This window comes from Salmonella sp. SAL-020 (assembly GCF_017372215.1).
Classification (GTDB): Bacteria; Pseudomonadota; Gammaproteobacteria; order Enterobacterales; family Enterobacteriaceae; genus Salmonella; species Salmonella enterica.
Genome location: NZ_CP071690.1, coordinates 1,895,116 through 1,921,694, shown reverse-complemented (window position 1 = coordinate 1,921,694; position 26,579 = coordinate 1,895,116). Strand labels below are relative to the sequence as shown.

The following is a 26,579-nucleotide window of genomic DNA, read 5'->3' as shown; positions in this document are numbered from 1 at the left end:
ATACCTCATTTCACTATAAAAATACCGGCATCACGCCGGTATTTTTCACCTCACTCCAGACCTGAAGACCTTATCTCGCTGACGATGTTCGTCCCTGCAACGCCTGCGGATTCAGGACGAGAGACTGATAATGGTTTACCCAGGAAGAGTATCTCTCTGGCGCATTCCAGACCCGATAGTGTAAACGCGCCATTGTCACCGGATCGCTGAGCAAAACCAGACGCCGATCGCGGTTCAGTTTCTCCGGCGTTTCGTTTAGCGCCTGCTCCACATGACGATCGCGGGCTATTTCCAGCACCTTACTGGCGCGGTGACGCGCAGTGGCCATCGCGGTCGCCAGCGCATTAAGCGACGGGTTAAATACCGCATGCATAAAGCCATCGTCCAGAATACGGCGGCGATTCATCTCCAGATATTTATCGGTATCGACCAACACCTGAGGCGGCGAATACTCTTCCGGGATCAGGAACAGCTTCCAGCGTTTGGTGCGTAATCCTACCGTTGAACGACTGGAGATCACCGAAACAAATGGCGACAGAATCAGCGAAAAGACAATCGGCGCCAGCCAGAACAGAAAGCGTAAATCCAGCCACGCCATACCCACCGCCCAGACCAGCCCCAGCAGCAGTTGAGAGCCGTGACGCATAAAGGCTTCTCCCCACGGCGTAGAATCATCGTCGCGTTGCGGTGAGTTCCAGACCACTTCCCAGCCGAGGAACGCGCTGACCACAAACACGGTATGAAACAGCATACGCACCGGCGCCAGCAACACGGAGAACAGCACTTCCAGCAACAGCGACAACGTAACGCGCCAGAAACCGCCATACTCTTTGGTGCCTTTACACCAGATCAGCATAATACTGAGCAGCTTCGGCAGGAACAGCAGCACCATCGTTGATGCAAACAGCGCGATTGCCAGTTCCGGACGCCACTGCGGCCAGACCGGAAAAAGCTGGCGCGGCTGAAGGAAATATTGCGGCTCTGTTAACGCATGAACGACCTGCAGCGCGGTAGAAAGCGCGAGGAACATAAACCATAACGGCGCGGACAGATATGACATTACCCCCGTCAGGAACACGGCGCGATGCACCGGGTGCATTCCTTTCACCAGGAACAGACGAAAGTTCATCAGGTTGCCGTGACACCAGCGGCGGTCGCGTTTAAGCTCATCCAGCAGGTTTGGCGGCAGCTCTTCATAGGAGCCGGGGAGATCGTAGGCAATCCAGACGCCCCACCCTGCCCGACGCATTAGCGCCGCCTCCACAAAGTCGTGGGAAAGAATCGATCCGGCGAACGAACCTTCTCCCGGCAGCGGCGCCAGAGCGCAGTGCTCGATAAACGGCTTCACGCGGATAATGGCATTGTGCCCCCAGTAGTGCGACTCCCCCAACTGCCAGAAGTGCAGCCCGGCGGTAAACAGCGGCCCATAGACGCGGGTCGCGAACTGTTGGCAGCGGGCATACAGAGTATCCATCCCCGACGCTTTCGGCGAAGACTGGATAATCCCGGCGTTTGGATTCGCTTCCATCAGGCGCACCAAGCCGCTCAGACACTCGCCGCTCATCACTGAGTCCGCGTCCAGCACCACCATATAGCTGTACTGATTGCCCCAGCGGCGGCAAAAATCGTCAATATTGCCGCTTTTGCGTTTCATACGGCGGCGGCGGCGACGGTAAAAAATTTGGCCTTCGCCCTGCACTTCCGCGATAAGCTCCATCCACGCCTTTTGCTCCGCCACGCAGATATCCGGGTTATAACTGTCGCTAAGGATATAGACGTCGAAATGCGCGGCGTTGCCTGTGGCTTTAACGGACTCCCAGGTCGCGCGCAGACCGGCGAAAACGCGACTAACGTCTTCATTACAGATAGGCATGATCAGCGCCGTCCGGTGTTCCGGATTGAGGGGCTCATCGCCAACCGTAGACGCGGAGATGCTGTACTTATCGCGCCCGATAAGCAGTTGCAGGAAGCCCATCAGCGCCGTCCAGAATCCGGCTGACACCCAGCAGAACAGCACGGCAAACAGAATCAGGATACCGGTTTGCAGCATGTAGGGCAGGAGCTGCATAAAAGAGACCCAAATATCCTGCCCCACCATATCCATAGGATTGATGAGCGCCCATCCCTGATAAGGCAGAATGGTCTTCATATACCAGGTCGCGACGACGGTTTGCGCCAGAGTCAAAATTAACAAAATATAGCGGCGTATAGTGCCGACGGTACGCCATTTTTGCTCGCTCGCCTGCTCTTCTTTTGTCAGACGAGAAACATAGCGCGGCGTTACATCCCGCCCACGCAGACGATCCCAGAAACGGCCAACCGGGTTGGTTCGCCAGGGATCGGGAAACATCGAAGAGCGCGTCGCTTTTGGCATAGCCTGCAACTGATCGCGCCCTTCATCATCTTTAATTAACTGCCCCTTCGCCAATGAATCCGGCCAGGCGTGTTCAAGGCGGGCTTTTACGGAACCCTGCGGTGAATCGTCTTCTCGCGAGTAAGTCCGATGCTCGGCATCCAGCGCCTGATGCACGGCGCGGATGTCAGTTTTCGGCAATGCCGCTTTCTCACGTTCAGAAAGCAGCAGTGCGTCAATATACTCAGTTGTTTTATTCATTGGCAGGTAACTGGTAGCTCCAGGTTTCACTTAGCGTCTGATCGGCATTCACCAATGCGGCACGCATTTCCGTGGTTTTCTTCGCGTCTTTGACTTTCACGCGCAGCATTAAACGCCAGCCTTTAGTGACTGGGTTATAGCGTACATTACTGTCAACGATTTCACCGTTATCGCCAATGCTGGTTTGCGCAGCGACAGGCGTATCCGGCGGCAGTTTTTTCATGTCGGCGCCAACGAAATCCACCACAAAGGCAATAGTGCCGTCGGGCTGGCGAATCAGATTCGACTGTTTAACGTCGCCCGTTGAGCGGCGTGTTTGCAGCACCCAGGCATTATCCGGCGCATGAAGTTTATCTTCATCGCGGCTGAAGGTCAGAGTGTACTTGAAGTTCATCTCTTTACCCGGTTCCGGCAGTTGATCCGGAGTCCAGTAAGCGACGATGTTATCGTTGGTTTCATCATTGGTCGGAATTTCAACCAGTTCAACCTTACCTTTGCCCCAGTCGCCTTTCGGGGTAATCCAGGCGCTTGGACGCAGGTCGTAGCGATCGTCTAAATCTTCAAAGCGCGAGAACTCGCGACCACGCTGCAACAGGCCGAATCCCTGAGGGTTTTCCATTGCATAGCTGCTCACAGCGAGGTGTTTTGGATTGTTCAGCGGACGCCAAATCCACTCGCCATTACCCGCATGAATGGATAAGCCGTTCGAGTCATGCAGTTCCGGACGATAGTTGGTCGTCGGCGACGGCTGGTTTGGCCCAAACAGGAACATACTGGTTAATGGCGCAACGCCCAGCTTGCCCACTTTATCGCGCAGATAGACTTTTGACTGCACGTCCACCACGGTATCGCGGCCAGGAATGATCACAAAACGGTAAGCGCCGGTCGCGCGCGGAGAATCCAGTAATGCATAGACGGTCAAACGCTTATCGGTGGGTTTTGGACGCTCAATCCAGAACTCGCGAAAGCGGGGAAACTCTTCACCAGATGGTAAGGCGGTATCAATCGCCAGGCCGCGCGCAGATAAGCCATATACCTGGCCTGCGCCGATAACGCGGAAATAGCTGGCGCCAAGCATACTGACGATTTCGTCGTTCTTATCTTTACTGTTGATGGGGTACAGAACTTTGAACCCGGCGAAGCCTAAATCTTTTACCGTGTCTTTATCGTGCTGAACATTGCCAAAATTGAAGTAATCCGGGCTGTATTTGATTCTTTTGACCGTCGTCGCCGTCACTTCGTTAATCTTGACCGGCGTATCGAAGTACATCCCCTGATGGTAAAATTCGAGCTTAAAAGGGGTCTTTAAGTTGTTCCAGTAGGCTTTATCGCTGTTAAACTGGATCTGCTGATAATCCGCATATTTCATGTCGCGGAAAACGGAGGGCAAGTTGCTTTTAGGCGCCTCATAGCCTTTCCCGGCTAAAGATTGAGCTTGTTTTGCCACGTCATCAATACTGAACGCCCAGCTCGATGATGCGTAGAGCGTTAACATAATAGCTGCGCCCAACCAACGCATTTTCATCATTTGTCGTTTATGTTTCATAATAAGTAAGCACTTCCCCCTTTGTGTGCTTATATCGATCCGATCCATTTTAATGGATAATCAGGCATTACGACAACTGAATCCAGGCTTTGTTCAGCGCGCTGGCTCATGGATTAAGCACCTCCCGCGCCTGTTTTCACTTTGCGTGCTTATCCTGGAGACAGGTTGTCGGAGTTGGTGTAGGGTTGCTACCGAATGTAACTATAATTCGCCTTATGGATAAGGTGAAAAATCTGAGAATACGTGACCTTATATGAGCTCTGTACCCGCGCCGCGTGAATATTTTCTTGACTCTATCCGCGCATGGCTGATGTTGTTAGGGATTCCCTTTCATATCTCGTTGATCTATTCCACTCACAGTTGGCATGTCAATAGCGCCACGCCATCGTGGTGGCTAACTCTGTTTAACGATTTTATCCACGCTTTTCGTATGCAGGTGTTTTTTGTTATTTCTGGTTATTTTTCGTACATGTTGTTTTTACGTTATCCGTTAAAACGCTGGTGGAAAGTACGGGTAGAACGTGTGGGTATTCCCATGCTTACCGCAATCCCTTTGCTTACCTTGCCGCAATTTATCCTGTTGCAATATGTCAAAGAGAAAACAGAGAACTGGCCTACACTCTCTGCCTATGAAAAATATAATACGTTAGCGTGGGAACTCATTTCACATCTGTGGTTTTTACTGGTGCTGGTGATATTAACCACCGTCAGCATCGGGATTTTTACCTGGTTCCAAAAAAGGCAGGAAACAAGCAAGCCTCGTCCCGCCGCTATTTCACTGGTCAGGCTTTCGCTTATTTTTTTCCTGCTGGGGATGGCTTACGCCGCTATCAGGCGCATTATTTTCATCGTATATCCAGCAATCCTCAGTGACGGCATGTTCAATTTTATTGTGATGCAAACGCTATTTTATGTGCCGTTTTTTATTCTCGGTGCGTTGGCCTTCATTCACCCCGATCTGAAAGCGCGCTTCACCACGCCCTCACGCGGATGCACTTTAGGCGCTGCCGTTGCTTTTATCGCGTATCTGCTGAATCAACGTTATGGGAGCGGCGACGCCTGGATGTACGAAACCGAATCCGTGATTACGATGGTAATGGGGCTGTGGATGGTGAACGTGGTATTCTCACTGGGGCATCGCTTGTTAAACTTCCAGTCCGCGCGTGTCACCTATTTCGTGAATGCTTCGCTGTTTATCTATCTGGTGCATCATCCCTTAACGCTTTTCTTTGGCGCGTATATTACGCCGCATATCTCCTCCAACCTGATCGGGTTCTTGTGTGGGCTGATATTTGTCATGGGTATTGCGTTAATTCTGTATGAAATTCATTTACGCATCCCGCTCCTGAAATTTCTCTTTTCAGGTAAACCGCCGGTAAAACAAGAAAGCCGCGCCGCGATCGGGTAGTTTTCCGCGCGCGGGTTCACAGCAACCATTCCACAGGTAAAATTGCCGCCAACCGTACCAGAACTCGCTGCCAGAAACGCGTAGCGGGTTCTTTCTTTAACACCTTTTCCTCTTCTTGCTGACGATCGATCCAGTTAATTCGTCCCCAGCGATCCAGCCGCAGTTGCCAGGCCGCATCGCGTTGGCTCTGCGTAAAACGCTTATGAATAAGCGTCGCCAGCGTTTCACTTTCAATGACAAAGCCCATTTCGGTATTTAAAAGCGTTGAACGGGGATCAAAATTAAGCGACCCGATAAACACCTTACTACCATCAATACTGAACGTTTTAGCATGTAAGCTGGAACCTGAGTTCCCGGTGAGTCCGCGATCATGTACGGCGGTTTCATGTTCGCGGGTCGGTTTCAGTTCGTAGAGCTCCACGCCATAGCGCAGTAATTTCTTGCGCCAGCGCGCGTACCCTGCGTGAACGACCGCCACATCGTTGGCCGCCAGAGAGTTAGTTAAGATGGCGATCTTCACGCCTTTCCTGACCAGATTAAGCAACTGCGCCACGCCTGCGCGCGTAGGGACAAAGTAAGCGGAAATAATGTCGATACGCTCCGTCGGCGACCCCATCACGTCAAATAATCGCTGCGGAAGAAGCGAATGGCGCTGCGCCTTCCCCTCGCCTTTAGAAGGGTCATCGCTAAGCAAGCGTGTTTTTGCCCAAATCAGCGGCAACGTTCCGCGATCGAGATCCGCCATAAACTGGCTGGTTTCCAGCTTATGCAGATAACGGCGGGTGATCTCATCGTTATACCAGGATTCGGGAAGTTCGATACGCTGCGTCAGTTCCTGCTCAGAAAGGGATAATACTTGCTGCAATGTCGACACTGAACTACAGCGCCAGTAACGTTCAAAATCATTGGCGACATCATTGACCACCGGGCCAATGGCCATCACGTCCAGATCGGAAAATAGCGGCTCCTCGCCAGCGCCGAAATAGGCATCGCCGATGTTGCGCCCACCGACCAGCGTCACTACGCCGTCGGCAGTGTAACTTTTATTGTGCATCCGCCGATTCAGCCGCGCAAAATCCGTCAAATATCCCAGCGCGCGTAGCGTACGAAAAGAGAAAGGATTAAACAGACGAACTTCGATATTAGGATGGCTATCCAGCAAGCGCAACGTATCATCCAGACCAGGCGTATTGTTATCATCCAGCAGCAGACGAACATGAACGCCGCGCTTCGCCGCCGACAGCAGTACCGAAAAGAGCAGTCGCCCGGACATATCGTCTTCCCAAATATAATACTGCACATCCAGCGTCCGCGCCGCCATTTCGGTCAGGCGGTAGCGGGCGGCAAAAGCGTCCAGACTGTTATCCAGCGCGAGAATGCCGCACTCTCCGGGATGGCGCGCGCATAGCGGTTCAACGGCACGCTCCAGGCGTGTTTTATCAGGCAGGGTCGTCGCCTTGCTGAGTAAGTAATCTTGCGTAAAGCCGGGCAGTTTCTTCATCATAACAGACAAAGTATACCTGTTCAGGCAGAGCGTAACGGGTAATAAAATCTGAAACCGTCCTGACGGCGACTTCAGCGGCCTGGGCGCGTGGATAGCCATAAACGCCGGTACTGATTGCCGGAAAAGCGATGGAACGAAAGTGATTCGCCTCGGCAAGCAGCAAACAATTCCGGTATGCCTCTTCGAGTAGCTCAGCTTCCTGGTGTTCGCCGCCTCGCCAGACGGGCCCCACTGTGTGAATAACCGCCTTTGCCGAAAGCTTGCCAGCAGGCGTGATAACCGCATGTCCCGTCTGACATTCGCCCTGTTGCTGACGGATGAGTTTACAGGCGTCCAGCAATGCCGGCCCCGCCGCGCGATGAATCGCGCCGTCTACGCCACCGCCGCCCATTAATGATGCGTTAGCGGCATTCACAATCGCATCGACGCTAAGTTGAGTGATATCACCCTGTATGACCTGAAGACGTGATGTCATAACCCCCCCTTTTGTCTCACCTTATCTGCAAAGTGTACAGCAGGGCTTTCAACAGAGTCGCTCTTTTTATATCTATGACACCGCCGTTAACGGTACTCAATATTCATCACCGCCAGGCTTTTTTGCGCATCGAGATAATGCAGCCTCACCGTCGCAATGGACTGAATATCCTGCGGTAATCCAGATGCCTGCCGAAGGTCAATCCGGTGCATTTGCTTTTTACCTTCGCGCAGGCAGGTTAAATCAATATTTTCGGCATGAGTAGAAATATCGCACAGTGGCTCAACAATCGCGCCGCGAAAATGGATAACGCCGCCCTGTACCGTTTGTTGCCCTACCGCAGAATGGATAAAAAAAGCGCAGATACACAGGCCTATGCCAGGGATATTTTTCTTGATTACGGACATGTTAACTCCTCAATGATCAGTCATCCTCGAGGGTTCGGCGTTACCTTATAGCGACATGCCGAGACGATGAGACGCTTTTATCGCCTCTTTATACCCAGGTCAGCCAATCCATTTCCGCCACCATCAAAAACTACTGTGCAGAAGGCGGCCATTGTTGTGATAAATGCAGTGATTGTCCGTCCGAAACAGTAACAATAATTTTAACCGAGTCCTCTGAAGATATATTTACACTAAGACGAGACAACTCAATCGGTTGATTAGCAGGTAAAGATAGCGTTTGTTTTTGCTGTGTATGGCTTTGTCCCCCGACGCCGTCGCGCACAGAGAGAATTTGCACCTGACAGACGCAGGGTTCGTTTAATGTGACCTGAGGGATCACCGTGTAAATATCGCCTTGCTGAGTCGTGGTAAACGTAATCTGATTTGAAAGTGCGGCAAGGAGCAATAAAGTATGCATAATTTCCTCCCGAAAAAAAACAGGGCTTATGCCCTGTTTTTTTATTAGCGCAGACGCTAAATTAATACTGGTTAGCCGTGGCGTTGTTGCCAAAACCAACCTGACGCACCATTACGCTGGAATCAGATGCGGTCTGATTAACCAGCGCGGCGTTATTACCGCCGTATTGGCCGACAGTAATATCGGAGTTTTTAGCGTTCCACTGGTCGATGGTGGCATTATTTCTGAAACCATTCTGAGTCAGTTCAATAGTACTATTATCCGCACCCTGGCCTACATCGGCGCCGTTACCATAACCGCTCTGGGTAATGGTCGTTTCAGATTTACGGGCATCGCTTTGCAGAGCAAGCGCAGCGTTAGCGGAACCGTACTGATAAATGCTCAACGTTGAGTCCGGGCCGGAACTATTGCCGCCGCCGTTATGATTACCGCCGCCGCCCCATTGTGGAACGACGCCAGCCAGAGCACTGCCAGAAACTACGATTGCTGCGAATGCTGCCACTTTTAAAAGTTTCATGGTAAAACCCCCATCGGATTGATTTAAAAGTCGTAACGGTATTAGCGTTGGGTGACGCGAATAGCCATATGCGACTGTTTCTGCACTACAACTGCTGTTTTCTGCGTACCGTACTGGGTAATATTGGCCTTATTTCCAGAACCTTTCTGGATAATAGCTGCACTATTACCGTAAGCGCTTTGCGATATACTGGCATCGTTGGCATTGCCCGTTTGCTCAATATACGCAAAGTTATAATTCCCTGCCTGGTCGACTTTCGCCCGATTATTTCCTCCTTCTTGTGAAATAACGGACAATAGTTTTGATCCTTCCTGGCGTACTCTGGCACTATTATCCGTGCCGACTTGACCAATAATGGCCGCCTGATTAAATGAAGACTTGCTTAATTCATTTACCGCAAAATTATATTCTGAACGAGCCAGATCATAATTTGTCGCGGTTGCAATCCCAGGCGCACCCAGTATTGTCAACATCATAAATAACAATTTGTTTTTCATGCTGTCACCCTGGACCTGGTCGTACATAGCGAAAATTATCTATTACCTTGTTAGCGACATGCGTTTTTTGTTAACGCGTCGTTACGATGAAGAGTATGTCCGTGGAAAAATTTTTAATAACTCACCCACGCGTGGTATTTTGTTATTTAAGCTCATACCAAAGTGCTAATAAAACGATAGCCATGTGATTTTTTATAATTGATTTTTGGCCATAGAAGATAGTGTATCGCGAACCCAAAAAATGAAGTGTTGGTGTGTGTTATGCCGCCATGGGGATGTTCTTATGCTTCCTATGGGGGGCAATACGCACAAGACGTGACACACTTCGTTTTTTTTGTCTTTGTGCTGTCCAGGTTAATGCCTCGTCTCAAATTTTAAGAAAAAATAAAATCAAAACATGACACACAATAATTAAAATGATTAAAAATCAATGAATTATTATAATTTGTATGATTTTTTAAATCTATGCAATAACAGCGAAATGTACAACTTTACTATCAAATCTAAACTTCAAAAAAACCCAAAAACAACATTTTAATATATATTTTTACATCTTGTTACAAGTTTAACACTTGCTTTAAGATTTGTAATGGCTAGATTGAAAACAGTTAAAAGTATTTTCGTAAATATTTTTCTCTTTCTGGATAATGGGCTATTTCAACCCACAGCAGTGCAACATCTGTCAGTACTTCTGGTGCCTTTATTTTATGGGGGCAGCTGTCAGATGTGCGATTAAAAAAAGTGGAGTTTCATCATGTTTAATGAAGTCCATAGTAGTCATGGTCACACACTATTGTTGATCACAAAGCCATCTCTGCAAGCTACGGCATTATTGCAACATTTAAAGCAATCGCTGGCCATAACCGGAAAACTGCATAATATTCAACGTTCTCTGGAAGATATCTCAGCCGGTTGCATTGTTTTAATGGATATGATGGAAGCGGATAAGAAGCTTATCCACTATTGGCAGGATAATTTAAGCCGCAAAAACAATAATATAAAAACATTATTGTTAAATACCCCTGACGATTATCCCTACCGTGAAATTGAAAACTGGCCTCATATTAACGGCGTGTTTTACGCCACTGAAGACCAGGAACACGTGGTCAGCGGATTACAGGGTATTCTGCGTGGCGAATGCTATTTTTCACAAAAATTAGCCAGTTACCTGATTACGCACTCAGGAAATTACCGCTACAACAGCACCGAGTCCGCATTACTCACTCATCGCGAAAAAGAGATCCTCAATAAGTTACGTATTGGTGCCTCTAATAATGAAATCGCGAGGTCGCTATTTATCAGCGAGAATACGGTTAAGACACATCTTTATAATCTTTTCAAAAAGATAGCTGTCAAAAATCGCACCCAGGCAGTTTCATGGGCAAACGATAATCTCAGGCGGTAAGGCCATGAAACGCTATCTGACCTGGATTGTAGCAGCAGAGTTACTGTTCGCTACCGGAAACCTGCATGCCAATGAAGTTGAAGTCGAGGTTCCCGGATTGTTAACCGACCATACCGTCTCTTCGATAGGACATGAATTCTATCGTGCATTCAGCGACAAATGGGAAAGCGAATACACCGGCAATCTGACCATTAATGAAAGACCCAGTGCGCGTTGGGGAAGCTGGATCACCATAACGGTAAATCAGGACGTTATTTTCCAGACCTTTTTATTTCCAATGAAAAGAGACTTCGAGAAAACCGTCGTCTTCGCATTAGCGCAAACAGAGGAAGCATTAAATCGCCGACAAATAGATCAAACGCTATTAAGTACGAGTGATTTAGCGCGTGATGAATTCTAAAACATGATTTTTATCCGGAGGCTGTCATGCGTGTTAAACATGCAGTAGTGCTGCTCATGCTTTTTTCGCCATTAACCTGGGCTGGAAATATGACGTTCCAGTTCCGTAATCCTAACTTTGGTGGAAACCCCAATAACGGTTCCTTTTTATTGAATAGCGCCCAGGCGCAAAATTCATATAAAGACCCCGCTTATGATAACGATTTTGGTATCGAAACCCCCTCAGCGTTGGATAACTTTACGCAGGCTATTCAATCGCAAATTCTGGGCGGCTTGTTGACCAATATTAATACCGGGAAACCAGGACGTATGGTGACCAACGATTTTATTATCGATATCGCTAATCGCGACGGACAGCTCCAGCTCAACGTCACGGACAGAAAAACGGGAAGAACCTCGACCATCGAAGTGTCAGGTTTACAAACTCAGTCAACCGATTTTTAAGCTACAGTCACTAAAGGATATAAATCATGCCGCGCTTACTTATTTTGGTTGCCGTTTTATTGTTGAGCGGATGCTTAACTGCCCCGCCGAAACAAGCTGCGAAACCGACATTAATGCCCCGCGCACAAAGTTACAAAGATTTGACGCACTTACCTGCTCCCACCGGTAAGATCTTTGTTTCGGTATATAACATTCAGGATGAAACGGGCCAATTTAAACCTTACCCGGCAAGTAACTTTTCTACGGCTGTGCCGCAGAGCGCCACCGCTATGTTGGTCACTGCGCTGAAAGATTCGCGCTGGTTTATCCCGCTGGAACGACAAGGCTTACAGAATCTTTTGAATGAACGGAAAATTATTCGCGCAGCCCAGGAAAACGGCACCGTGGCGATGAATAACCGTATCCCGCTTCAGTCGCTGACGGCGGCAAATATTATGGTGGAAGGTTCTATTATTGGTTATGAAAGTAACGTCAAATCCGGCGGGGTCGGCGCAAGATATTTCGGTATTGGCGCCGATACGCAGTATCAGCTGGATCAGATTGCTGTCAACCTGCGCGTGGTTAACGTCAGTACAGGCGAGATCCTTTCTTCGGTGAACACCAGTAAAACAATCCTTTCCTATGAAGTACAGGCAGGCGTGTTCCGTTTTATTGATTACCAGCGCTTACTGGAAGGCGAAATCGGCTATACCTCGAACGAACCGGTGATGCTGTGTCTGATGTCAGCCATTGAAACCGGCGTTATCTTCCTCATTAATGATGGTATCGATCGCGGACTGTGGGATTTGCAGAATAAAGCGGACAGGCAAAATGATATTCTGGTGAAATACCGTGAGCTGTCAGTACCGCCAGAATCCTGATGAATACGACAAAGCGTGGGGAAGAACCCCACGCTTTTTTATTTTGTGACCGCCGTATTCGCTGAATGTTGCTCGCGGCGTGATGCCAGCCATAGCCCACTATTTTTCATGGCATAGCCAAAGATTAGCCCCAGCGCCAGCGACGGTAATACCAACCGCCAGTCACCCTGCCCTGCAAATGTCGCGCAGGCGCCGATAAATGTTCCCGGAACAAAAGAAAGCAATAGCTGCTTTGCCTGGATACACATCAGGAATGCCACGATCCCCGTCAACACGTAACTGACAATTTCCAGATGCGGCGCCAACGCGCTACCGTGAATAATGACCAGCGCCCACACCATACCGCTTAACAGCGTACAGACGGAAATTAACAATCCCTTAAAGCCGCCCTGCGGACAGGCGAAATAAGCCGTACAACCTAAAAAACCGGCCCAGCTTAGTAACCCCAGGGAGACGGCCACCCATCCCCATATTCCAGAAAGGATGCCCGTCGTGATAGCAATAGAAAGAAGTATGTTCATGGCGCGCATCATAACAGAAAAGCGGCGCATTAATGAGATCACGCACACATTTTATGCAATGATGTAAAACCAGTTGCAGTTAAGGGTGATTTACATCACATTATTCTTCATCTTCTTCCTGAAGTTCATCCCACATGGCCCCTATCGCATCACGCGTTAGCGGCGCCAGAGTGCGCCAGAATGGCGTAACGGCATGGGCTTCAACTTTACCGAGGAAGGTATTGCACCAGGGAAGCAGATAATCGGCAAATAAGGTTTCCAGCGCTTCACTTTCATCTTCGGCAGACTGATCTTCCAGCCAGGAGGCCGCGAGCAATAAAGTGCCAATGTGATCGGCAGGCGTATCGGCCAGCGGCATCCCTCGCGACGTTAAAAAAGCGCGCACCTCAGACTCTTCCGCGCCTTCGACCCACGCACTGCGGTATGGCGCTACCGCGCACTCTTCCCCAACAAATAACGCATTGTAATCAGTGGAAATCTGCGTGATATCGCAGCTTTTCTGTAAACGCGCCAGCATGTCATCCTGCTCCAGCGGCCAGTTTGCCGCCAGTTTACCTTCACGGATTAACGTAAACAGCGGAACCAGTAAAGGATCTTGCGGTTGGCGGTAAAACAACGATCCCAGCACACGGCACAGGATTGAAAACTCATTCATTGATATCTTCCCGTAAATAACGATTAAAGTTCGGCAAATTCCGGTACAGGCGCCATACCGCGTGATTCGAGAAAGGCCAGTAAGCGCTGCGGAGAGACGTTCAGGATTCGATCTTCCGGAAAATTCACCGCATCCAGAATTTTCCGGCATTCGGTGAAATCGCCAAGCGTAAAGGCCGTATGGGAATCAGAGCCTAACGCTACCCAGCCTCCCGCATCGCGTACGGCGGCAGCGACCGCGCGGCAATTATCTTCGCTTCCTTTACGCGAATGCAGAAAAGAAGAGTTGTTGATTTCCAGCGCTACATGGTGTTTCGCCGCCGCCTGCGCGATGGCTTTAACCTCCACTGGATACTTTGGATTTCCGGGGTGACTAATTATATGCACCTTGCCGCTGGCGATGGTCGCGATCATCGCCTGGGTATTGGTTTCTTTATCATGTGGCGCAAAAACGGGCTCATGGAAGCCTGCGATAATCAGATCCAGCGAGTCGAACATCTTTCCGGAACAATCAATTTCACCGTTAATGTTCTTGATATTCGCCTCAATGCCACGCAGTATCCCCACGCCGTCAACCAGACGCGGCCAGATGCGCATGTTAATAAAATGCCAGTGATGCGGCGCATCTTCCATGTCCGGACCATGATCGGTAATCGCAAAAAGTTTAATGCCTTTGCGTTTGGCTTCCGCGATATAATCGCTCAGAGTACTGTAGGCATGAGTGCTGGCGACGGTATGCATATGCAGGTCAACGGGATACATTGCTCTCTCCTGTAGTCATTTCCGACAAGGATAGCAGGTATCGCCAGCGTTTTTTAGCGAAACCCGGCCCGCGCCGGGTTGATGTCAATATCCTCTCGCCCGATCCACCTGCCCCGTCACCGGCTCTCCCTTCTCCAGCTGGGTAATGGTGCGGCTAATATAATCGATGGCTTCCGCTGGACGGGTGACTGCCGCAATGTGCGGCGTCATGGCGACTCGCGGATGGCGCCATAATGGACTTTCCTGCGGTAACGGTTCCTGGCTAAAGACATCCAACATCGCGCCTTTTAGCTTACCGCTATCAAGCGCAGCCAGCAGATCCGCCTCCTGAACATGCACGCCGCGCGCGAGATTCAACACGTAAGCGCCATCCGGCAATTGATCCAACAATTCGCTATTAATAATTCCTACCGTTTGGGCCGTATTCGGCAGCAGATTAATCAGCACCCGCGTCTGGTTCAGGAAAGCGTGCAGCTCTTCACGCCCAACATAACTTTCCACGCCAGGCCAGGATTTGCGGCTACGACTCCAGCAACGTAACGGGAACCCCCACGCCTGTAGACTTTCTGCCACTTTTGCGCCCAGTACCCCTGCGCCCATGATACCGACGCTAAACTCTTCGCGGGTATATTCCGGCAACGGTTTCCATAGCGCCTGATTTTTCAGCGCCTGATAATCATCGAAACGACGGAACCAGTGTAATACCTGACTTACGGCATATTCCTGCATTTGCAGGCCCATTCCGGTATCTTCCAGACGGAATAGAGGAATGGAGGCGTCCAGCATTTCCGGATGCGCATTTAATTTACTCAGAATTGCATCCACCCCCGCGCCCAGCGCAAAGACGGCTTTTAAGCGTCTTCCGGCCAGCATTTCAACCGGGGGCTGCCATACAAGCGCATAGTCTGCGGGGTTGTTATCACCGACCTTCCATTCACGAACGCGCGCATGTGGGAGAGCCTTCTCCAGCGCATTTACCCACCAGGCGGTGTTAAATGTCGGGTGATAAAAAATTATCTCCATGTTATCTCCTGAGCAGTATTGTGCGGAATGTGATTGCGCCTGTTATCAGCGTTTTCAACGGGATGTGCAGCATAGCAAATTTCCCGGCGCGGGCAAAAAAAGCAGTTTTCGCTTATTAAAACCACAGATTGGTGGAAGTTTGTATAAACGCGCTTTTTTTTAAAAAAGTTGATTGACGTAGAAAAGATATTTCCCTACATTAGCGCCCGTTCCAGTAATGCTGGAGCGACAATTTGGTGAGGTGTCCGAGTGGCTGAAGGAGCACGCCTGGAAAGTGTGTATACGGCAACGTATCGGGGGTTCGAATCCCCCCCTCACCGCCATATCTAAGTTGAGAGCCTGTACAGAAGTACGGGCTTTTTGCTTATATGTATCCCCCAAACCAAGGGGGGATGAGAACCACCGACCGGGGTTCGACAACTGGCGCAGCCAGTTGGACAGACGACGAGCTTGCGAGGAGACTGCCCGAAGGGCGAGCGCAGCGAGTCAATCCCCCCCTCACAGCCATATTTAAGTTGAGAGCCTGTACAGAAGTACGGGCTTTTTGCTTATTATGTATCCCCCAAACCAAGGGGGGATGAGAACCACCGACCGGGGTTCGACACAAAAACGCCGGGAGCATTTTTGAACAGAGCTTGCTCTGGCCCCGAAGGGGCGAGGCCCAGGGATGGGCTGAGTAGCGTCGCAGCCAGTTGGACAGACGACGAGCTTGCGAGGAGACTGCCCGAAGGGCGAGCGCAGCGAGTCAATCCCCCCCTCACCGCCATATTTGATACAAAATCAATCGATTACAACGTAATATTGGTTTTGTCCTGCATAAAATACTGCATAAAGAAGCTCGTGTAAACGGACTTTTTTTGCATCTTAACCTCTTGTTTTTGCTGTGATTTTCCTGATGAAAGGTTTATTTTTGGACCTTTGGCTGCTATGGGAAAGTTGCTGTAGATTGTGAAAAAACAGCCCCATTCCCCTACCTGAAACGCTTTAGAAAAGTTTGCATAAGTATCTCTCGGTAGTAAAAAGCACCGAGTTCCTCTGCCTGATGCTGCTGTTGCTTTATTAGAAGGCTTACCGCGTTTGAAAGATAACAATCAAGTATCCCCTGCCCCTCGCGCTTGACCTTCCCCCTGTAAACAGTATCAGTCTAAACTGAAGTTTCCAGTCTTTCTTCCATCTCACAGAGAGCCGCATTGTCATGAAAAAGACCCGTTATACCGAAGAACAGATTGCATTTGCCCTGAAACAGGCTGAAACCGGCACCCGCGTCGGGGAAGTCTGCAGAAAGATGGGAATTTCTGAGGCCACATTTTACATCTATGGACTACCTCCGTTTTGCAAGTACTGAATCTGGTTTTGGCTTGTTGCTTACATCTATCCGGCATCAGGAAAATCTGTGCCCAAATGGGTAGCCTCAACAACTGGACGGCCTCTGAGGCCAGTATAAAAATCAGGTTCCGATTGTGCAGGTGCAACCTGTCATCATTTCTCAGTACGCTGCAACTTTTGCTGGCAAGGGATTAATTACACACTACCTGATACCCGGTATCATTTCTCAGCATCGACCAGATTATTCTCGCGTTTTTGTTAGCGACCGCCACGGTCGTTTTATTAAATCCGCGCCGTTCCTTTAACTGGTTAACCCACTGATTCATATGACCATCATTGTTATTCGTGGCAACCCTGACGACAGCGCGGGCACCATGAATAAAAAGTGTCCGCAGATGCTTGTCGCCTTTTTTCGTCATATTCATCAGCACCTGCCTGTCGCCACTCGAATGCTGGCGTGGAACCAGACCCAGCCATGCAGCAAAGTGGCGACCATTCTTAAATTCAGTTCCTTTGCCAATAGCAGCAACAACGGCCGTGGCCGTTTTAGGACCAATGCCTTTAACTTTGGCGATACGCGGACAGGCTTCTGATTGCCTGAATACTGTTTCAATTTCCTTATCAAAAAAATGGATCCGACGCCCGAGATCGTTAAAGAGATCATAGAGTTCGGCAATTGTTCTGCGCATACGGGAACTTAGACCGTTTTCTGCATCTTCAAGGATAAGAGGAATAGCACGGCGAGCTCTGGAGACAGCACTGCCAATGGGGATCCCCCGGTCAAGTAACAGCCCCCTTATTTGACAGACTGTAGCAGTGCGGTGATTGACAATACGCTGCCTTGCCCGGTGTAAAGCCTGGATATCCTGCTGTTCGGGGCTTTTTGGCGGCACGAACTGCATTGTCGGTTGCATCAGAGCCACTGCGATGGCCTGTGCATCATTACCATCATTTTTTTGCCCGCGGACAAAGGGTCTTACATACTGAGGACTGATGACCTTTACTTTGTGCCCCAGTTTCTCAAACTCACGCTGCCAGTAAAATGCCCCGGTGGACGCTTCGATCCCAATCAGACATGCAGGAATATTTGCCAGCGTCTGGAGCAATTCTTTTCGGCCAGTGCGTTTCGTATAAACCGGTTTGCCGGCCTGGTTTAACCCGCAGAGCTGAAAAACATTTTTAGCCAGATCAATACCCAGAAATACGATATTCATGGTGATTCTCCTGGTGAGCACATTTCGTACAGTTAACCGCAGCGGGAGGAAGTAGTCCATCCCATTAACTGGAAGAAAAAATTTGCCGGGCCGGGCGTGACGGAACTGCGGCGTCTGCGGCAACTGGAGGATGAGAATCAGCGGCTGAAGAAGCTGGTGGCTGACCTGAGTCTGGACAAGGAGATGCTGCAGGAGGTACTGAACTGACCAGAACACCATGATAAACACTGACAACAAATTAAAAGCGTAGTATTTTTGATTTGCGGCAACAAAATTAATAAGAGTCATGGTAGCTAAAAAAACTCTTTTTCTTTTCCTGTACAAATAAGATAAAAATCGCTTCATCCACCACCGCAAGAATATGTATATTATCTGTTATTACTATTTCGATAACACAATATCAAATTAAATATATCTCTATTACCTATCCATTAGTGTAATTTTCTTAAACTGAAAATTTATCATTTACAGCCCAAACTCTTACGCATTTTTTCTTTTAATGGCTCGGCTACTTCTGGACGTAATTTTGAGTATAAATTTTGTAGATTTTCACAGCCAGCAGGTTGGCCTGATGATAAAGGCTCTATTTTTGTCAGGATATTCCACAAAATATAAATTGCAAATGCGATTAGCATTATACTTAAAAAACAAATACGGATACCCCGAGCATTAAACAACGCTGGGACATTTGATGCTTCTTGTTTAACGGATGGCACATAATTTACGACTGGAGCAGTAACCTCAGGAATAACAAGTTGTTTTCCATACGGAACGAAGTATTCAGAAATATGCTCTGGGCTATAATGCTGTTCAACACGTTTCCACTCATCTGACGGAATGAGTAAGAACGATAATGTATCACTAAAAGTGCTGTTCTGATATACCCGCAAACTATATCCACTATTAGCCAATATATGCTCAATGCGCACCAGTTCTGTATCAAAACCATCACTTCCCATTGGGTAGTGATGAAACACATACTGCGTATCAACCAAATTTATCGTTGCTGTTTCAATCTCACTGTCATAATCGAATTTGACCGTGACAGGCTTCCCTCCCTGATTATCTGAAAGTGCCTCAAGCAGGCTAAAAGTCCCCTCTTTCCAGTCAATATTAATTCCGTAGATACTCATAAACAGCGCCTGGTAGTCCTCTAATGCAGACTCAGACAGACACGGTTCTTTATGTTTCTCCAAAAAAAACTTACGCCTTAAAGAGGCTTGTTCATCATCATTGGCAGCAAAAAAATCAGAAAACTCATCCTGTTCTGGTAATTGCATCGTGGTTCCATCCAATATTTTATTAATCAAAAATCGATCCCAGCAGCTAATTTTCCCTGCTGTCTATGATAGAATAGAATATGTGATCTCAAAGCGTCAAGATGACAAGACCAAACGAGCACGCATCCATTCAATAAATGAATAAACCCTGTTAATACAAATAGTTTTAAAAATGATTTATCTGGACAACTGAAATTATCTTTATACTGATAGCAGTACAGCCATTTCTGTAAGTTTAAATGACAGATAAAAACACGGACAAATCGTTTTACGTTATTTCCAATATTTTCAATGTCTGCCCTCTGTTTTTTTACGTAATCCCTATGTTGTCGCGACGGGAACAATAATAGCGAATTCGCGTATGACGTTTTAGGGGCATTCATAAAAGAGTTTTTTGAAAACATGAAGGGAGATGAACGGAAAAAGGTTCGTTAAGGCTGGATGCGATCACGTTCGCTTACGGCGAACGTAACCCTTTTTACCTGGCTGCATTTTTCTTCTTCTTTTCGTCCTCAACATGCTTATCAACAGGTGAGTCTTTTAAGCGATTGTTTTGCATGATGTCATCTTCAAGCGATTTTAGATAGCTTGCATCAGTCAGCAAGGCTATTGCCAGCGTTTTCGCATAAAATTGCGCGTGGCTTCGTGTCGTAGGATTTACCGCGTAGGTTCTGGCAAGCTCATGTCCAGGGGAGGCGGTATCACCACTGAAAAAGATTTCGCCTCTTTTCCTCCATCCTCCAGCAATCCATTTCCTTTAAGATACCCTCACAGGATCCGTGTGAAGCAACGGCAGTTAAACTGTTTTGTCACCAGAGATGTGAGATGGGCGTTGCAAAAGAGTGTGAGCTTGTGAGCTAAAGAAGATAAAAGTGGATGCCCGACGCGCAGCAAAATGGTAAAAAACAGCATCAGTAGTAAGAAAAATCGAGCGAGTGAAAGAAATTTTAATGCAGGGATTTATGTATGACGAAATCAAAAACGCTTTGTCAGTGATTGATTTTGTTGAATGATTGGCGGAGAGAGGGGGATTTGAACCCCCGGTAGAGTTGCCCCTACTCCGGTTTTCGAGACCGTCCCAATATTCTTATTTAACATTAACTTATCTAATAACATGAGAAAAAAGTAGCATTTTTGTACGCAGTATTTTCAGAAAGTTAGCCTACTTATCAAAATCATTTTCTCACCATGATAGACTATTTTTTAAACAAAACCATCTCCTTTATTGACTTCCCACAACAACATGCGCCATAACATCTTCGTGGCATCTGGTGGTTTCCGTCCTTAATCAGTTATGGGATTCCTACAGGTTCACCGGATGCCACAACCTTCCCTCATGCTTCTAGTTAGCGCGGTAATCCCGTTTTTTAACTCCCTTCCGGTTAGCCGATAACAGAATCCAGTACAGCCCGTGTATCGACAGCCCCACATCATAAATAATCGCTACCTGCTGTCGCGGTATTCCTGCCCCAATCAGACGCCCGGCCTGCGCCCATTGCTCAGGTGATAACTTTGGTCTTCGCCCGCCAATCTCCCCTGTCCCCCTGCAATACAATAAAAACATATCGTATAAGAAGTATAAAATACTTATTCAAAAATGTAATTTTAAGCCCCCCCTAACCAAGTAAAAACTATCGTTTCAGATAGCTATGGCACGAAAATACGGTAGCAAATCTTCATACAAAAATCTTCCAATTTATTAAACTAAGGTTAAAACCCGATATCTTATCAATCTCAAATCATGGTATGTTATATTAATAGCGTAAGGGTTGAAAAATGTTTTCTCGAGTCAGAGGTTTTCTTTCATGCCAGAACTATTCTCATACTGCAACTCCAGCTATTACTCTGCCTTCATCAGGTAGTGCAAACTTTGCCGGAGTTGAATATCCTTTATTGCCATTAGATCAGCACACCCCCCTACTTTTTCAATGGTTTGAACGAAACCCAAGCAGGTTTGGGGAAAACCAGATCCCAATTATTAATACTCAACAAAACCCCTATCTCAATAATATTATCAACGCCGCTATAATAGAAAAAGAGAGAACTATCGGGGTTTTAGTTGATGGGAATTTTAGTGCTGGACAAAAGAAAGCATTAGCAAAGCTGGAAAAACAATATGAAAATATAAAGGTTATCTATAATTCCGACCTGGATTATAGCATGTATGACAAGAAACTATCAGATATTTATTTAGAAAACATCGCTAAAATTGAAGCTCAACCAGCAAATGTCAGAGATGAATATCTGCTTGGTGAGATAAAAAAGAGTTTAAATGAAGTTTTAAAGAACAATCCAGAGGAGTCCCTTGTTTCGTCCCATGATAAACGCTTGGGACATGTACGGTTTGATTTTTACAGAAATCTTTTTTTATTAAAAGGAAGTAATGCTTTTCTGGAGGCGGGCAAACATGGCTGCCATCACCTGCAACCTGGAGGTGGCTGCATATATCTTGATGCTGATATGTTACTTACAGGTAAACTCGGCACTTTGTATTTACCTGATGGTATTGCTGTTCATGTAAGTCGTAAAGGTAATAGCATGAGTCTTGAAAATGGGATTATCGCCGTTAACCGCAGCGAGCATCCGGCATTGAAAAAAGGACTTGAAATTATGCACAGTAAACCTTATGGCGATCCATACATTGATGGTGTCTGCGGTGGGCTAAGGCATTATTTTAATTGTTCTATACGGCACAATTATGAAGAGTTTTGTAATTTTATAGAATTTAAGCATGAACATATTTTTATGGATACCAGCAGTTTGACTATCAGCTCCTGGAGATAATTATTTGCAAACGTATGATATAAACGCGAGCAATGTTTCGGCAAAGCTAAACGTAAAGACCATACTGACGATTTCGATCGATATCGTGGATGTGACGCGCGTACCTCCATTAAATTGGATGACCTGCGTGCCGTGGTGAAAATCACTCATCCGGTTAACTCCGTGGTTAAGGGGTGAGTATATTTTCAGGTCAGTACACAAGAGGGGGCTATTTGTACCGGCTGTCAGGTTGATGGCACAACGACAGGAAAAAGAAAAGGCGGGTAATAAACCCGCCTGAATATTTAGCGTGGTATATCCGGCCAGTCAGGCGCAGATGTATCCACCCTGTTTACCATTACGCTATAAAGTTCCCATGCTTCCAGCCGTTTAATCTCTTCATCTGTGGCAATTTTTAGTTTTACTGCCCGTGCCAGTGGTGCGATGGCTGATTCAGCCTCAGCAAGGCGGCGAACTTTTTCAGCCTCCGCCTTTTTACGCAGCTCTTCCGGAGAATAACCCCGTTGAACGACTTTACCGTCCTGATATAACCACGTACCATCACCACGGCAATCATCAGGGCAGTCAGCAGCGTCTATTTCCGCAACAGACATATTAACCGGCCACAACATTGATACAGAATATGTGTTTCCTCGTTGCGGGACTGGCTTATTAACAACACCCCAGATAACCCCCTCATGGTCGTACATTATTTTTGCAGTATCATCAGAAAATAATGACTGACACTCATACCAGTCCTGTCCATCGTCCGACTCCAGAAAATATGCACCTATATTTATTTCAGCCTGAGTTTTATCCCTGTTTACGGGCGCGTCAATAAGTCTGAAATTTTTGATATTCTGATATTTTTTCATTATACCGTTCCCCCTTGTACGGTATACCACTGACTCCCGACTCGTTTTTGCAAAGGCGCATAATTAATACCATCAATATTTTCGCCCTGATAATCTTTCCAGACGGAGGTAACTACATATCCGGGAGTGTTAGGCCAGGAACCTGCATTGTTCCAGGTAGTCACTGATGTGCCAGCCCCTAACTGAACATCTAAGACGAGATTATTATTAATCCAGGTACTTAACCAGCCATTTCCCCATAGCGAACCAAAGATGTCGCCGTTATTCTGATAGATAGCCCCGCTTGCACGAAGCGTGTTAGCGGTGATATCTCCATTGACCGTAAAGACAATCGAACCGTCAGGATTTCGCTGGCTGTACAGATGCCATCCCTGATCGTCGTCCAGTTCAATAACTGTTGGCCTGTTTGCGTCGCCCCATAAATTAAACGTGGCTGTCATTGTCGAATTATTATTGCTCGTCAGTGACAGTTTTTTTGCGTTGCCTGCGCGTACGGCACCATTAGTGAGAACATCTACTGACATGTGCAGCCCGGAATTGTCGATATAACCAACCAGAGCATTATTGGCATAAATCCCCAGAACGCCGTCACTGTGCCACTTAAACCCTGTATCGTTATCTCCGAATACAATCGAATTACCACCCAGCGCATTATCAGTACCAATGCCTAACGGACCGTTTAGCCTCCCTCCATTAACTGACAGTGCCTCAACGTCACCGGCTGTGGGTTTCATCAGACTATTAAACAGTGTATATGTCTGACCGCTGGTTGAGTTTCCCGGCTGAACTGATGAATATTCAGGCGTACTGTGCAGCGTGACATTTGCATTACCGGTGTAATCATATTGCGCAATTAACCAGTACGCATACTGGCCGATATTAATATAAATATCGTAGGTGTCGCCTGATGTATTAACCCATGCGACCTCGTTAGCAGCAGAAGGTGAACGCCTCCATAATGTGGCGGTTATTCCAACAGGTGAACCATTACCGGCACGCAATACCAGTTCGCTGATTGCCGCCTGTTCAGGTGAACCAGCGTTAAACCCCGCCCCACCGTACAGTTTAATCACCGCAGTTGATGTAGCCTGCGGCATTACAACCGTGGCGATTTTGAACCAGCCTGATTCGCCAAGTGTAATGGTGGTTGACGTTACCGCACCGATGGTTCTCGCAAATTGTTTTTTGTCAGGAATATCGCCGCCGTTCTGCGATTTTTGCAGGGCCCCTGCAGCGAGATTTATCGTTTCTCCTAAACCGACGTTCTGGAGAAACAGCGGCTTATTCGGGATGTCCGCGCCATTCTGATTTTTTTCAAGACGGGTTTTAACCTGTTCATCGATCAGCCTGCCAATGGCGGCGTGAAGCTGCGTATGTTCGCCTTTACTGAGTGGTATGCCGGCGGCTTCAATAACAGTACAGACCTCTTCCTGGACTGCATCCCACATATCACTGTTGAGATCCGTTGCGCGGCGGCCCGTGGCGGGATCACCATTCGTAAATCCGTTTTTTCCCTGACCAAATTTATCTTTTTGCGCGGTGGGCGTATCAATTCTGTGCATTCTCTTTTCCTTCCGGATAAGCAAAAACAACAACCGTATGTGACGGACAAAGCTTATCAATCACACATTCAGCAACAGTATCGCCCCACGTTCTGATCGCAGAGTCGCAGGTGCTTGTACAGGTCTGCCAGCTGATGTTCGCATCAGCCGGAATATTCACACGCCAGTAGTAACGCCAGAATTCCCCCCATTCAGGATCGGGTGTGCTGTCGAGATTCTGAAACTGCTCAATGGTGGCAGCGGTATACCCCAACGCATCAAGCTGTTCCCGATAAAACCTCTCGTTTATACCGCCAGCAACATTTGCCTTTGCATCCAGCCGTTGCTGGCGCTGCTGTAATGTCTGAACGCCTTCCGGTGCACAGGAATCAGGCAGGCCATACAGCTGTTCATAACGGTCTATCAGTTCTGTGGTTCTGGCCGGATCAATTTCAGCCATCAGTTCATCCGCTCTCTGATGTACCCGGTTCAGCGACGGCGCCAGCCCTTCAATCAGTGGGTTTTCTCCGTCCCAGGCAGGCCCTTCCGGCAGAAGGTGATAAAGTAACTGCGTATATTCGTCCTGTAATGCCATAGTTATCCGTTCTCCCCGGTATAGGTGGCCCAGGTTATATTCCCCAGGACAGGAAGTTCAGTTTTTCCCAGCACCACATCTGCCGCCGGCACACGCAGCTGATGTGCCACTTCCCCGGTCGCCAGACTTATCGCCTCGCTGATTCGCGAAACATAAATTTTTCCGGACGGCGCGCCATCACGCAGCATCAGCGCATTTAGCTCCGCAATAATGGCAGTACGAATTTCCGGGGTATCTTTGGCCAGTGCGACTGTTACCGGAATGCTTTTTTCAGTGGCAGCGAAAACAAAGAGTCCGCCGCCAGCAACAGGTGCCAGCGGCAAAATATGGTCACGTACAGCCTTAACGAGATCGTCGCCAGGAGCCGGATTCACCGGGTTACTGGTAGCCACCATCACACCAACGGTGCCGGTCCCCTTATAATGGCGGAATGTCCACGCACGGGTTATTCCCGCGATTTCCTTTGCCCAGATGACGTAATCAGGATCAGCGCCCCCCTGTGGTATCCAGTAATAGCGTTCCATGACGCGCGCGCGCCACGTTTCAGGCTCCTCTGTATCAGCCCCCCCGGTCAGAGTGTCAGCGTAACCTGTAGAAGGAATACCAGTAATCGGCGTGCCAAGGCGTAACGCCGTACCATCGTCAGTATTACCGGCAGTTCCCGCCACATCACCAATAACCGGCACACGTAACAGGCCGCCGGAAGCTTTCACCGTCTGCAGGGTCGTGAATGTAACCTGATCATCCCGCTGAATCTGTGTACCCGCGGGGATCTCCGGCGTTCCGGCAATACCATCCCAGCGTGCAAATCCCTTCGCAGATACGGCATTTTTCCTGGGACAACGCTTAATCCTCGCGTGACGGTAAAGCCAGTCCTCATCACACATATCAGGCAGCATATTCCGGGCCAGATAATCGATATAACCATACAGCGTATGTACGGCAGCAGCCTGTACCCGGCTGTAAACCTCGGCATCCATGCGACGTAACACAACATCCTGCTGAAAACGGGTCAGTAAATCGCTGCGAATGGTAGCAATCAACTGAGGAAGTTCAGGACGTGCAAATTGACTGTCAGCCATTAAGTTTGCTCCATATATCATCGAATGTAATATTGTGAATTACCCCGTCCCGCTGATATATCGTCACGCCAGCTGCCAGGGTATCTGTTCCTGTGCGTTCAGATGTCACATCAATACGTGCCGCCACGCCATCGTCTGTCATCCACGCCAGCGCCTGCTGCATGTATTCGCGGGCATCCTGCGGCGTTTTATTGGTGAGTTTGCGGCGTTTCAGCAGGTAGAGGCGGGAACCGATGCGGTCATTCTGAACAGCAGGCCAGGTGTCCCCCCACCAGCCGTATGGCTGTGGGGTCCTGTCATCCCGCTCCGCCCGGCGCCAGGTAAAAAGAGAAATCACCACTGCCCGCGTCAGAAAGTCGAGCGAAGCCGTGGCATCCTTACGGATTCCATTAACATAAAGGATCATGGTG

Annotated in this window: 25 protein-coding genes, 1 tRNA gene, 1 other RNA gene and 6 pseudogenes; 11 read left to right on the top strand and 22 right to left on the bottom strand. The window is 48.2% G+C overall.

The genetic code is table 11. The features are described 5' to 3' along the window. Positions 1-70: 70 nt before the first annotated feature. Positions 71-2,614, bottom strand: a complete 2,544-nt coding sequence (mdoH, locus tag J1G48_RS09195; RefSeq protein WP_001044610.1) for a glucans biosynthesis glucosyltransferase MdoH — start codon at positions 2,612-2,614, stop codon at positions 71-73. Continuing rightward, a complete protein-coding gene (mdoG, locus tag J1G48_RS09190; RefSeq protein ID WP_001562609.1) occupies positions 2,607-4,142 on the bottom strand; it encodes a glucans biosynthesis protein MdoG in 1,536 nt (511 codons plus the stop codon). The genes mdoH and mdoG overlap by 8 nt, the downstream gene beginning before the upstream one ends. Positions 4,143-4,413: 271 nt before the next feature. On the opposite strand from mdoG, the gene mdoC reads away from it, so the two are divergent. Continuing rightward, a complete protein-coding gene (gene mdoC, locus J1G48_RS09185; protein ID WP_000100071.1) occupies positions 4,414-5,568 on the top strand; it encodes a glucans biosynthesis protein MdoC in 1,155 nt (384 codons plus the stop codon). Positions 5,569-5,584: 16 nt separating this feature from the next. Here the strand turns inward: mdoC and J1G48_RS09180 are convergent, their stop codons facing one another. The 6 genes from J1G48_RS09180 to csgB all read right to left on the bottom strand — a co-directional run bounded on the left by J1G48_RS09180 (position 5,585) and on the right by csgB (position 9,425). Beyond that, positions 5,585-7,072 (bottom strand): phospholipase D family protein, encoded by a 1,488-nt coding sequence (locus tag J1G48_RS09180; protein WP_000976323.1) that lies wholly within the window; start codon positions 7,070-7,072, stop codon positions 5,585-5,587. Continuing rightward, a complete protein-coding gene (gene ymdB, locus J1G48_RS09175) occupies positions 7,008-7,547 on the bottom strand; it encodes an O-acetyl-ADP-ribose deacetylase (RefSeq protein ID WP_000203944.1) in 540 nt (179 codons plus the stop codon). The genes J1G48_RS09180 and ymdB overlap by 65 nt, the downstream gene beginning before the upstream one ends. 86 nt (positions 7,548-7,633) lie before the next feature. After that, positions 7,634-7,954, bottom strand: a complete 321-nt coding sequence (locus tag J1G48_RS09170; RefSeq protein ID WP_000111257.1) for a type 1 fimbrial protein — start codon at positions 7,952-7,954, stop codon at positions 7,634-7,636. A gap of 130 nt (positions 7,955-8,084) precedes the next feature. Beyond that, complete coding sequence (csgC, locus tag J1G48_RS09165; protein WP_000557256.1) at positions 8,085-8,411, bottom strand: curli assembly chaperone CsgC; 327 nt, start codon at positions 8,409-8,411, stop codon at positions 8,085-8,087. A 61-nt stretch (positions 8,412-8,472) separates the two neighbouring features. Next, a complete protein-coding gene (gene csgA / locus J1G48_RS09160; protein WP_000771416.1) occupies positions 8,473-8,928 on the bottom strand; it encodes a curli major subunit CsgA in 456 nt (151 codons plus the stop codon). 41 nt (positions 8,929-8,969) lie between these two features. Further along, on the bottom strand, positions 8,970-9,425 hold the full coding sequence (gene csgB, locus J1G48_RS09155) for a curli minor subunit CsgB (protein WP_000791655.1): 456 nt from the start codon (positions 9,423-9,425) through the stop codon (positions 8,970-8,972). A gap of 754 nt (positions 9,426-10,179) precedes the next feature. Here csgB and csgD point away from each other — a divergent pair. From csgD to csgG, 4 genes are read left to right on the top strand one after another with little or no spacing between them, the layout of a single operon-like run. After that, positions 10,180-10,830 (top strand): biofilm master transcriptional regulator CsgD, encoded by a 651-nt coding sequence (gene csgD, locus J1G48_RS09150; RefSeq protein ID WP_000481517.1) that lies wholly within the window; start codon positions 10,180-10,182, stop codon positions 10,828-10,830. A gap of 4 nt (positions 10,831-10,834) precedes the next feature. After that, positions 10,835-11,230, top strand: a complete 396-nt coding sequence (csgE, locus tag J1G48_RS09145; RefSeq protein ID WP_000833307.1) for a curli production assembly/transport protein CsgE — start codon at positions 10,835-10,837, stop codon at positions 11,228-11,230. Between the two features lie 26 nt (positions 11,231-11,256). Further along, a complete protein-coding gene (csgF, locus tag J1G48_RS09140) occupies positions 11,257-11,673 on the top strand; it encodes a curli production assembly/transport protein CsgF (RefSeq protein WP_001264073.1) in 417 nt (138 codons plus the stop codon). Positions 11,674-11,699: 26 nt separating this feature from the next. After that, a complete protein-coding gene (gene csgG, locus J1G48_RS09135) occupies positions 11,700-12,533 on the top strand; it encodes a curli production assembly/transport protein CsgG (protein WP_001137620.1) in 834 nt (277 codons plus the stop codon). A gap of 38 nt (positions 12,534-12,571) precedes the next feature. Here csgG and J1G48_RS09130 read toward each other — a convergent pair whose 3' ends face one another. From J1G48_RS09130 to ghrA, 4 genes are all read right to left on the bottom strand, one after another. Next, complete coding sequence (locus J1G48_RS09130; protein ID WP_001675581.1) at positions 12,572-13,054, bottom strand: DUF1097 domain-containing protein; 483 nt, start codon at positions 13,052-13,054, stop codon at positions 12,572-12,574. A gap of 100 nt (positions 13,055-13,154) precedes the next feature. Next, positions 13,155-13,709 carry a molecular chaperone gene (locus tag J1G48_RS09125; RefSeq protein ID WP_001001883.1) on the bottom strand — a complete coding sequence of 185 codons (555 nt, stop codon included), beginning with the start codon at positions 13,707-13,709 and terminating at the stop codon, positions 13,155-13,157. Between the two features lie 23 nt (positions 13,710-13,732). Next, positions 13,733-14,470: a phosphatase gene (locus tag J1G48_RS09120; RefSeq protein ID WP_000283643.1), complete on the bottom strand. Its 738-nt coding sequence runs from the start codon at positions 14,468-14,470 to the stop codon at positions 13,733-13,735. Positions 14,471-14,554: 84 nt separating this feature from the next. After that, on the bottom strand, positions 14,555-15,493 hold the full coding sequence (gene ghrA / locus J1G48_RS09115) for a glyoxylate/hydroxypyruvate reductase GhrA (RefSeq protein ID WP_000402561.1): 939 nt from the start codon (positions 15,491-15,493) through the stop codon (positions 14,555-14,557). A 235-nt stretch (positions 15,494-15,728) separates the two neighbouring features. Between ghrA and J1G48_RS09110 the strand changes: the two genes are divergently transcribed. From J1G48_RS09110 to J1G48_RS09100, 4 genes and pseudogenes are all read left to right on the top strand, one after another. Further along, positions 15,729-15,816: transfer RNA gene (locus tag J1G48_RS09110), tRNA-Ser, on the top strand. A gap of 48 nt (positions 15,817-15,864) precedes the next feature. Further along, a non-coding RNA gene (locus tag J1G48_RS09105) (RtT sRNA) lies at positions 15,865-16,000 on the top strand. Positions 16,001-16,507: 507 nt separating this feature from the next. Next, positions 16,508-16,606: pseudogene (locus J1G48_RS23300) on the top strand (integrase); the annotation flags it as partial. Between the two features lie 82 nt (positions 16,607-16,688). Further along, positions 16,689-16,805: pseudogene (locus J1G48_RS09100) on the top strand (transposase); the annotation flags it as partial. Between the two features lie 205 nt (positions 16,806-17,010). Here J1G48_RS09100 and J1G48_RS09095 read toward each other — a convergent pair. After that, entirely contained in the window at positions 17,011-18,033 is a 1,023-nt protein-coding gene (locus J1G48_RS09095) for an IS110-like element ISSaen1 family transposase (protein ID WP_001028172.1), read from the bottom strand. 66 nt (positions 18,034-18,099) lie between these two features. Between J1G48_RS09095 and J1G48_RS09090 the strand changes: the two are divergent. Further along, positions 18,100-18,234: pseudogene (locus J1G48_RS09090) on the top strand (transposase); the annotation flags it as partial. A gap of 260 nt (positions 18,235-18,494) precedes the next feature. Here J1G48_RS09090 and J1G48_RS09085 read toward each other — a convergent pair. From J1G48_RS09085 to J1G48_RS09080, 3 genes and pseudogenes are all read right to left on the bottom strand, one after another. Then, positions 18,495-19,313 carry a hypothetical protein gene (locus tag J1G48_RS09085; RefSeq protein ID WP_001176778.1) on the bottom strand — a complete coding sequence of 273 codons (819 nt, stop codon included), beginning with the start codon at positions 19,311-19,313 and terminating at the stop codon, positions 18,495-18,497. A gap of 478 nt (positions 19,314-19,791) precedes the next feature. Further along, positions 19,792-20,037: pseudogene (locus tag J1G48_RS23560) on the bottom strand (hypothetical protein); the annotation flags it as partial. Positions 20,038-20,655: 618 nt separating this feature from the next. Beyond that, positions 20,656-20,850, bottom strand: a pseudogene (locus J1G48_RS09080) (helix-turn-helix domain-containing protein); the annotation flags it as partial. Between the two features lie 239 nt (positions 20,851-21,089). On the opposite strand from J1G48_RS09080, the gene sseK3 reads away from it, so the two are divergent. After that, positions 21,090-22,097 carry a type III secretion system effector arginine glycosyltransferase SseK3 gene (gene sseK3 / locus J1G48_RS09075; RefSeq protein WP_000492926.1) on the top strand — a complete coding sequence of 336 codons (1,008 nt, stop codon included), beginning with the start codon at positions 21,090-21,092 and terminating at the stop codon, positions 22,095-22,097. Positions 22,098-22,133: 36 nt separating this feature from the next. On the opposite strand, the pseudogene J1G48_RS23295 reads toward sseK3, so the two are convergent. The 6 genes and pseudogenes from J1G48_RS23295 to J1G48_RS09050 form a co-directional block, all read right to left on the bottom strand. After that, positions 22,134-22,247 (bottom strand): annotated as a pseudogene (locus tag J1G48_RS23295) (hypothetical protein); the annotation flags it as partial. Positions 22,248-22,381: 134 nt separating this feature from the next. Next, positions 22,382-22,981 carry a tail fiber assembly protein gene (locus tag J1G48_RS09070; RefSeq protein WP_015701331.1) on the bottom strand — a complete coding sequence of 200 codons (600 nt, stop codon included), beginning with the start codon at positions 22,979-22,981 and terminating at the stop codon, positions 22,382-22,384. Beyond that, positions 22,951-24,513 (bottom strand): hypothetical protein, encoded by a 1,563-nt coding sequence (locus J1G48_RS09065; RefSeq protein WP_000554738.1) that lies wholly within the window; start codon positions 24,511-24,513, stop codon positions 22,951-22,953. Before J1G48_RS09065 ends, J1G48_RS09070 begins: the two co-directional genes overlap by 31 nt. Further along, positions 24,500-25,087: a putative phage tail protein gene (locus tag J1G48_RS09060; RefSeq protein ID WP_001207832.1), complete on the bottom strand. Its 588-nt coding sequence runs from the start codon at positions 25,085-25,087 to the stop codon at positions 24,500-24,502. Before J1G48_RS09060 ends, J1G48_RS09065 begins: the two co-directional genes overlap by 14 nt. A 2-nt stretch (positions 25,088-25,089) precedes the next feature. Then, positions 25,090-26,169 (bottom strand): baseplate J/gp47 family protein, encoded by a 1,080-nt coding sequence (locus J1G48_RS09055; protein WP_001699732.1) that lies wholly within the window; start codon positions 26,167-26,169, stop codon positions 25,090-25,092. Next, complete coding sequence (locus J1G48_RS09050; RefSeq protein WP_000605050.1) at positions 26,162-26,575, bottom strand: phage GP46 family protein; 414 nt, start codon at positions 26,573-26,575, stop codon at positions 26,162-26,164. The genes J1G48_RS09055 and J1G48_RS09050 overlap by 8 nt, the downstream gene beginning before the upstream one ends. Positions 26,576-26,579 lie beyond the last annotated feature (4 nt).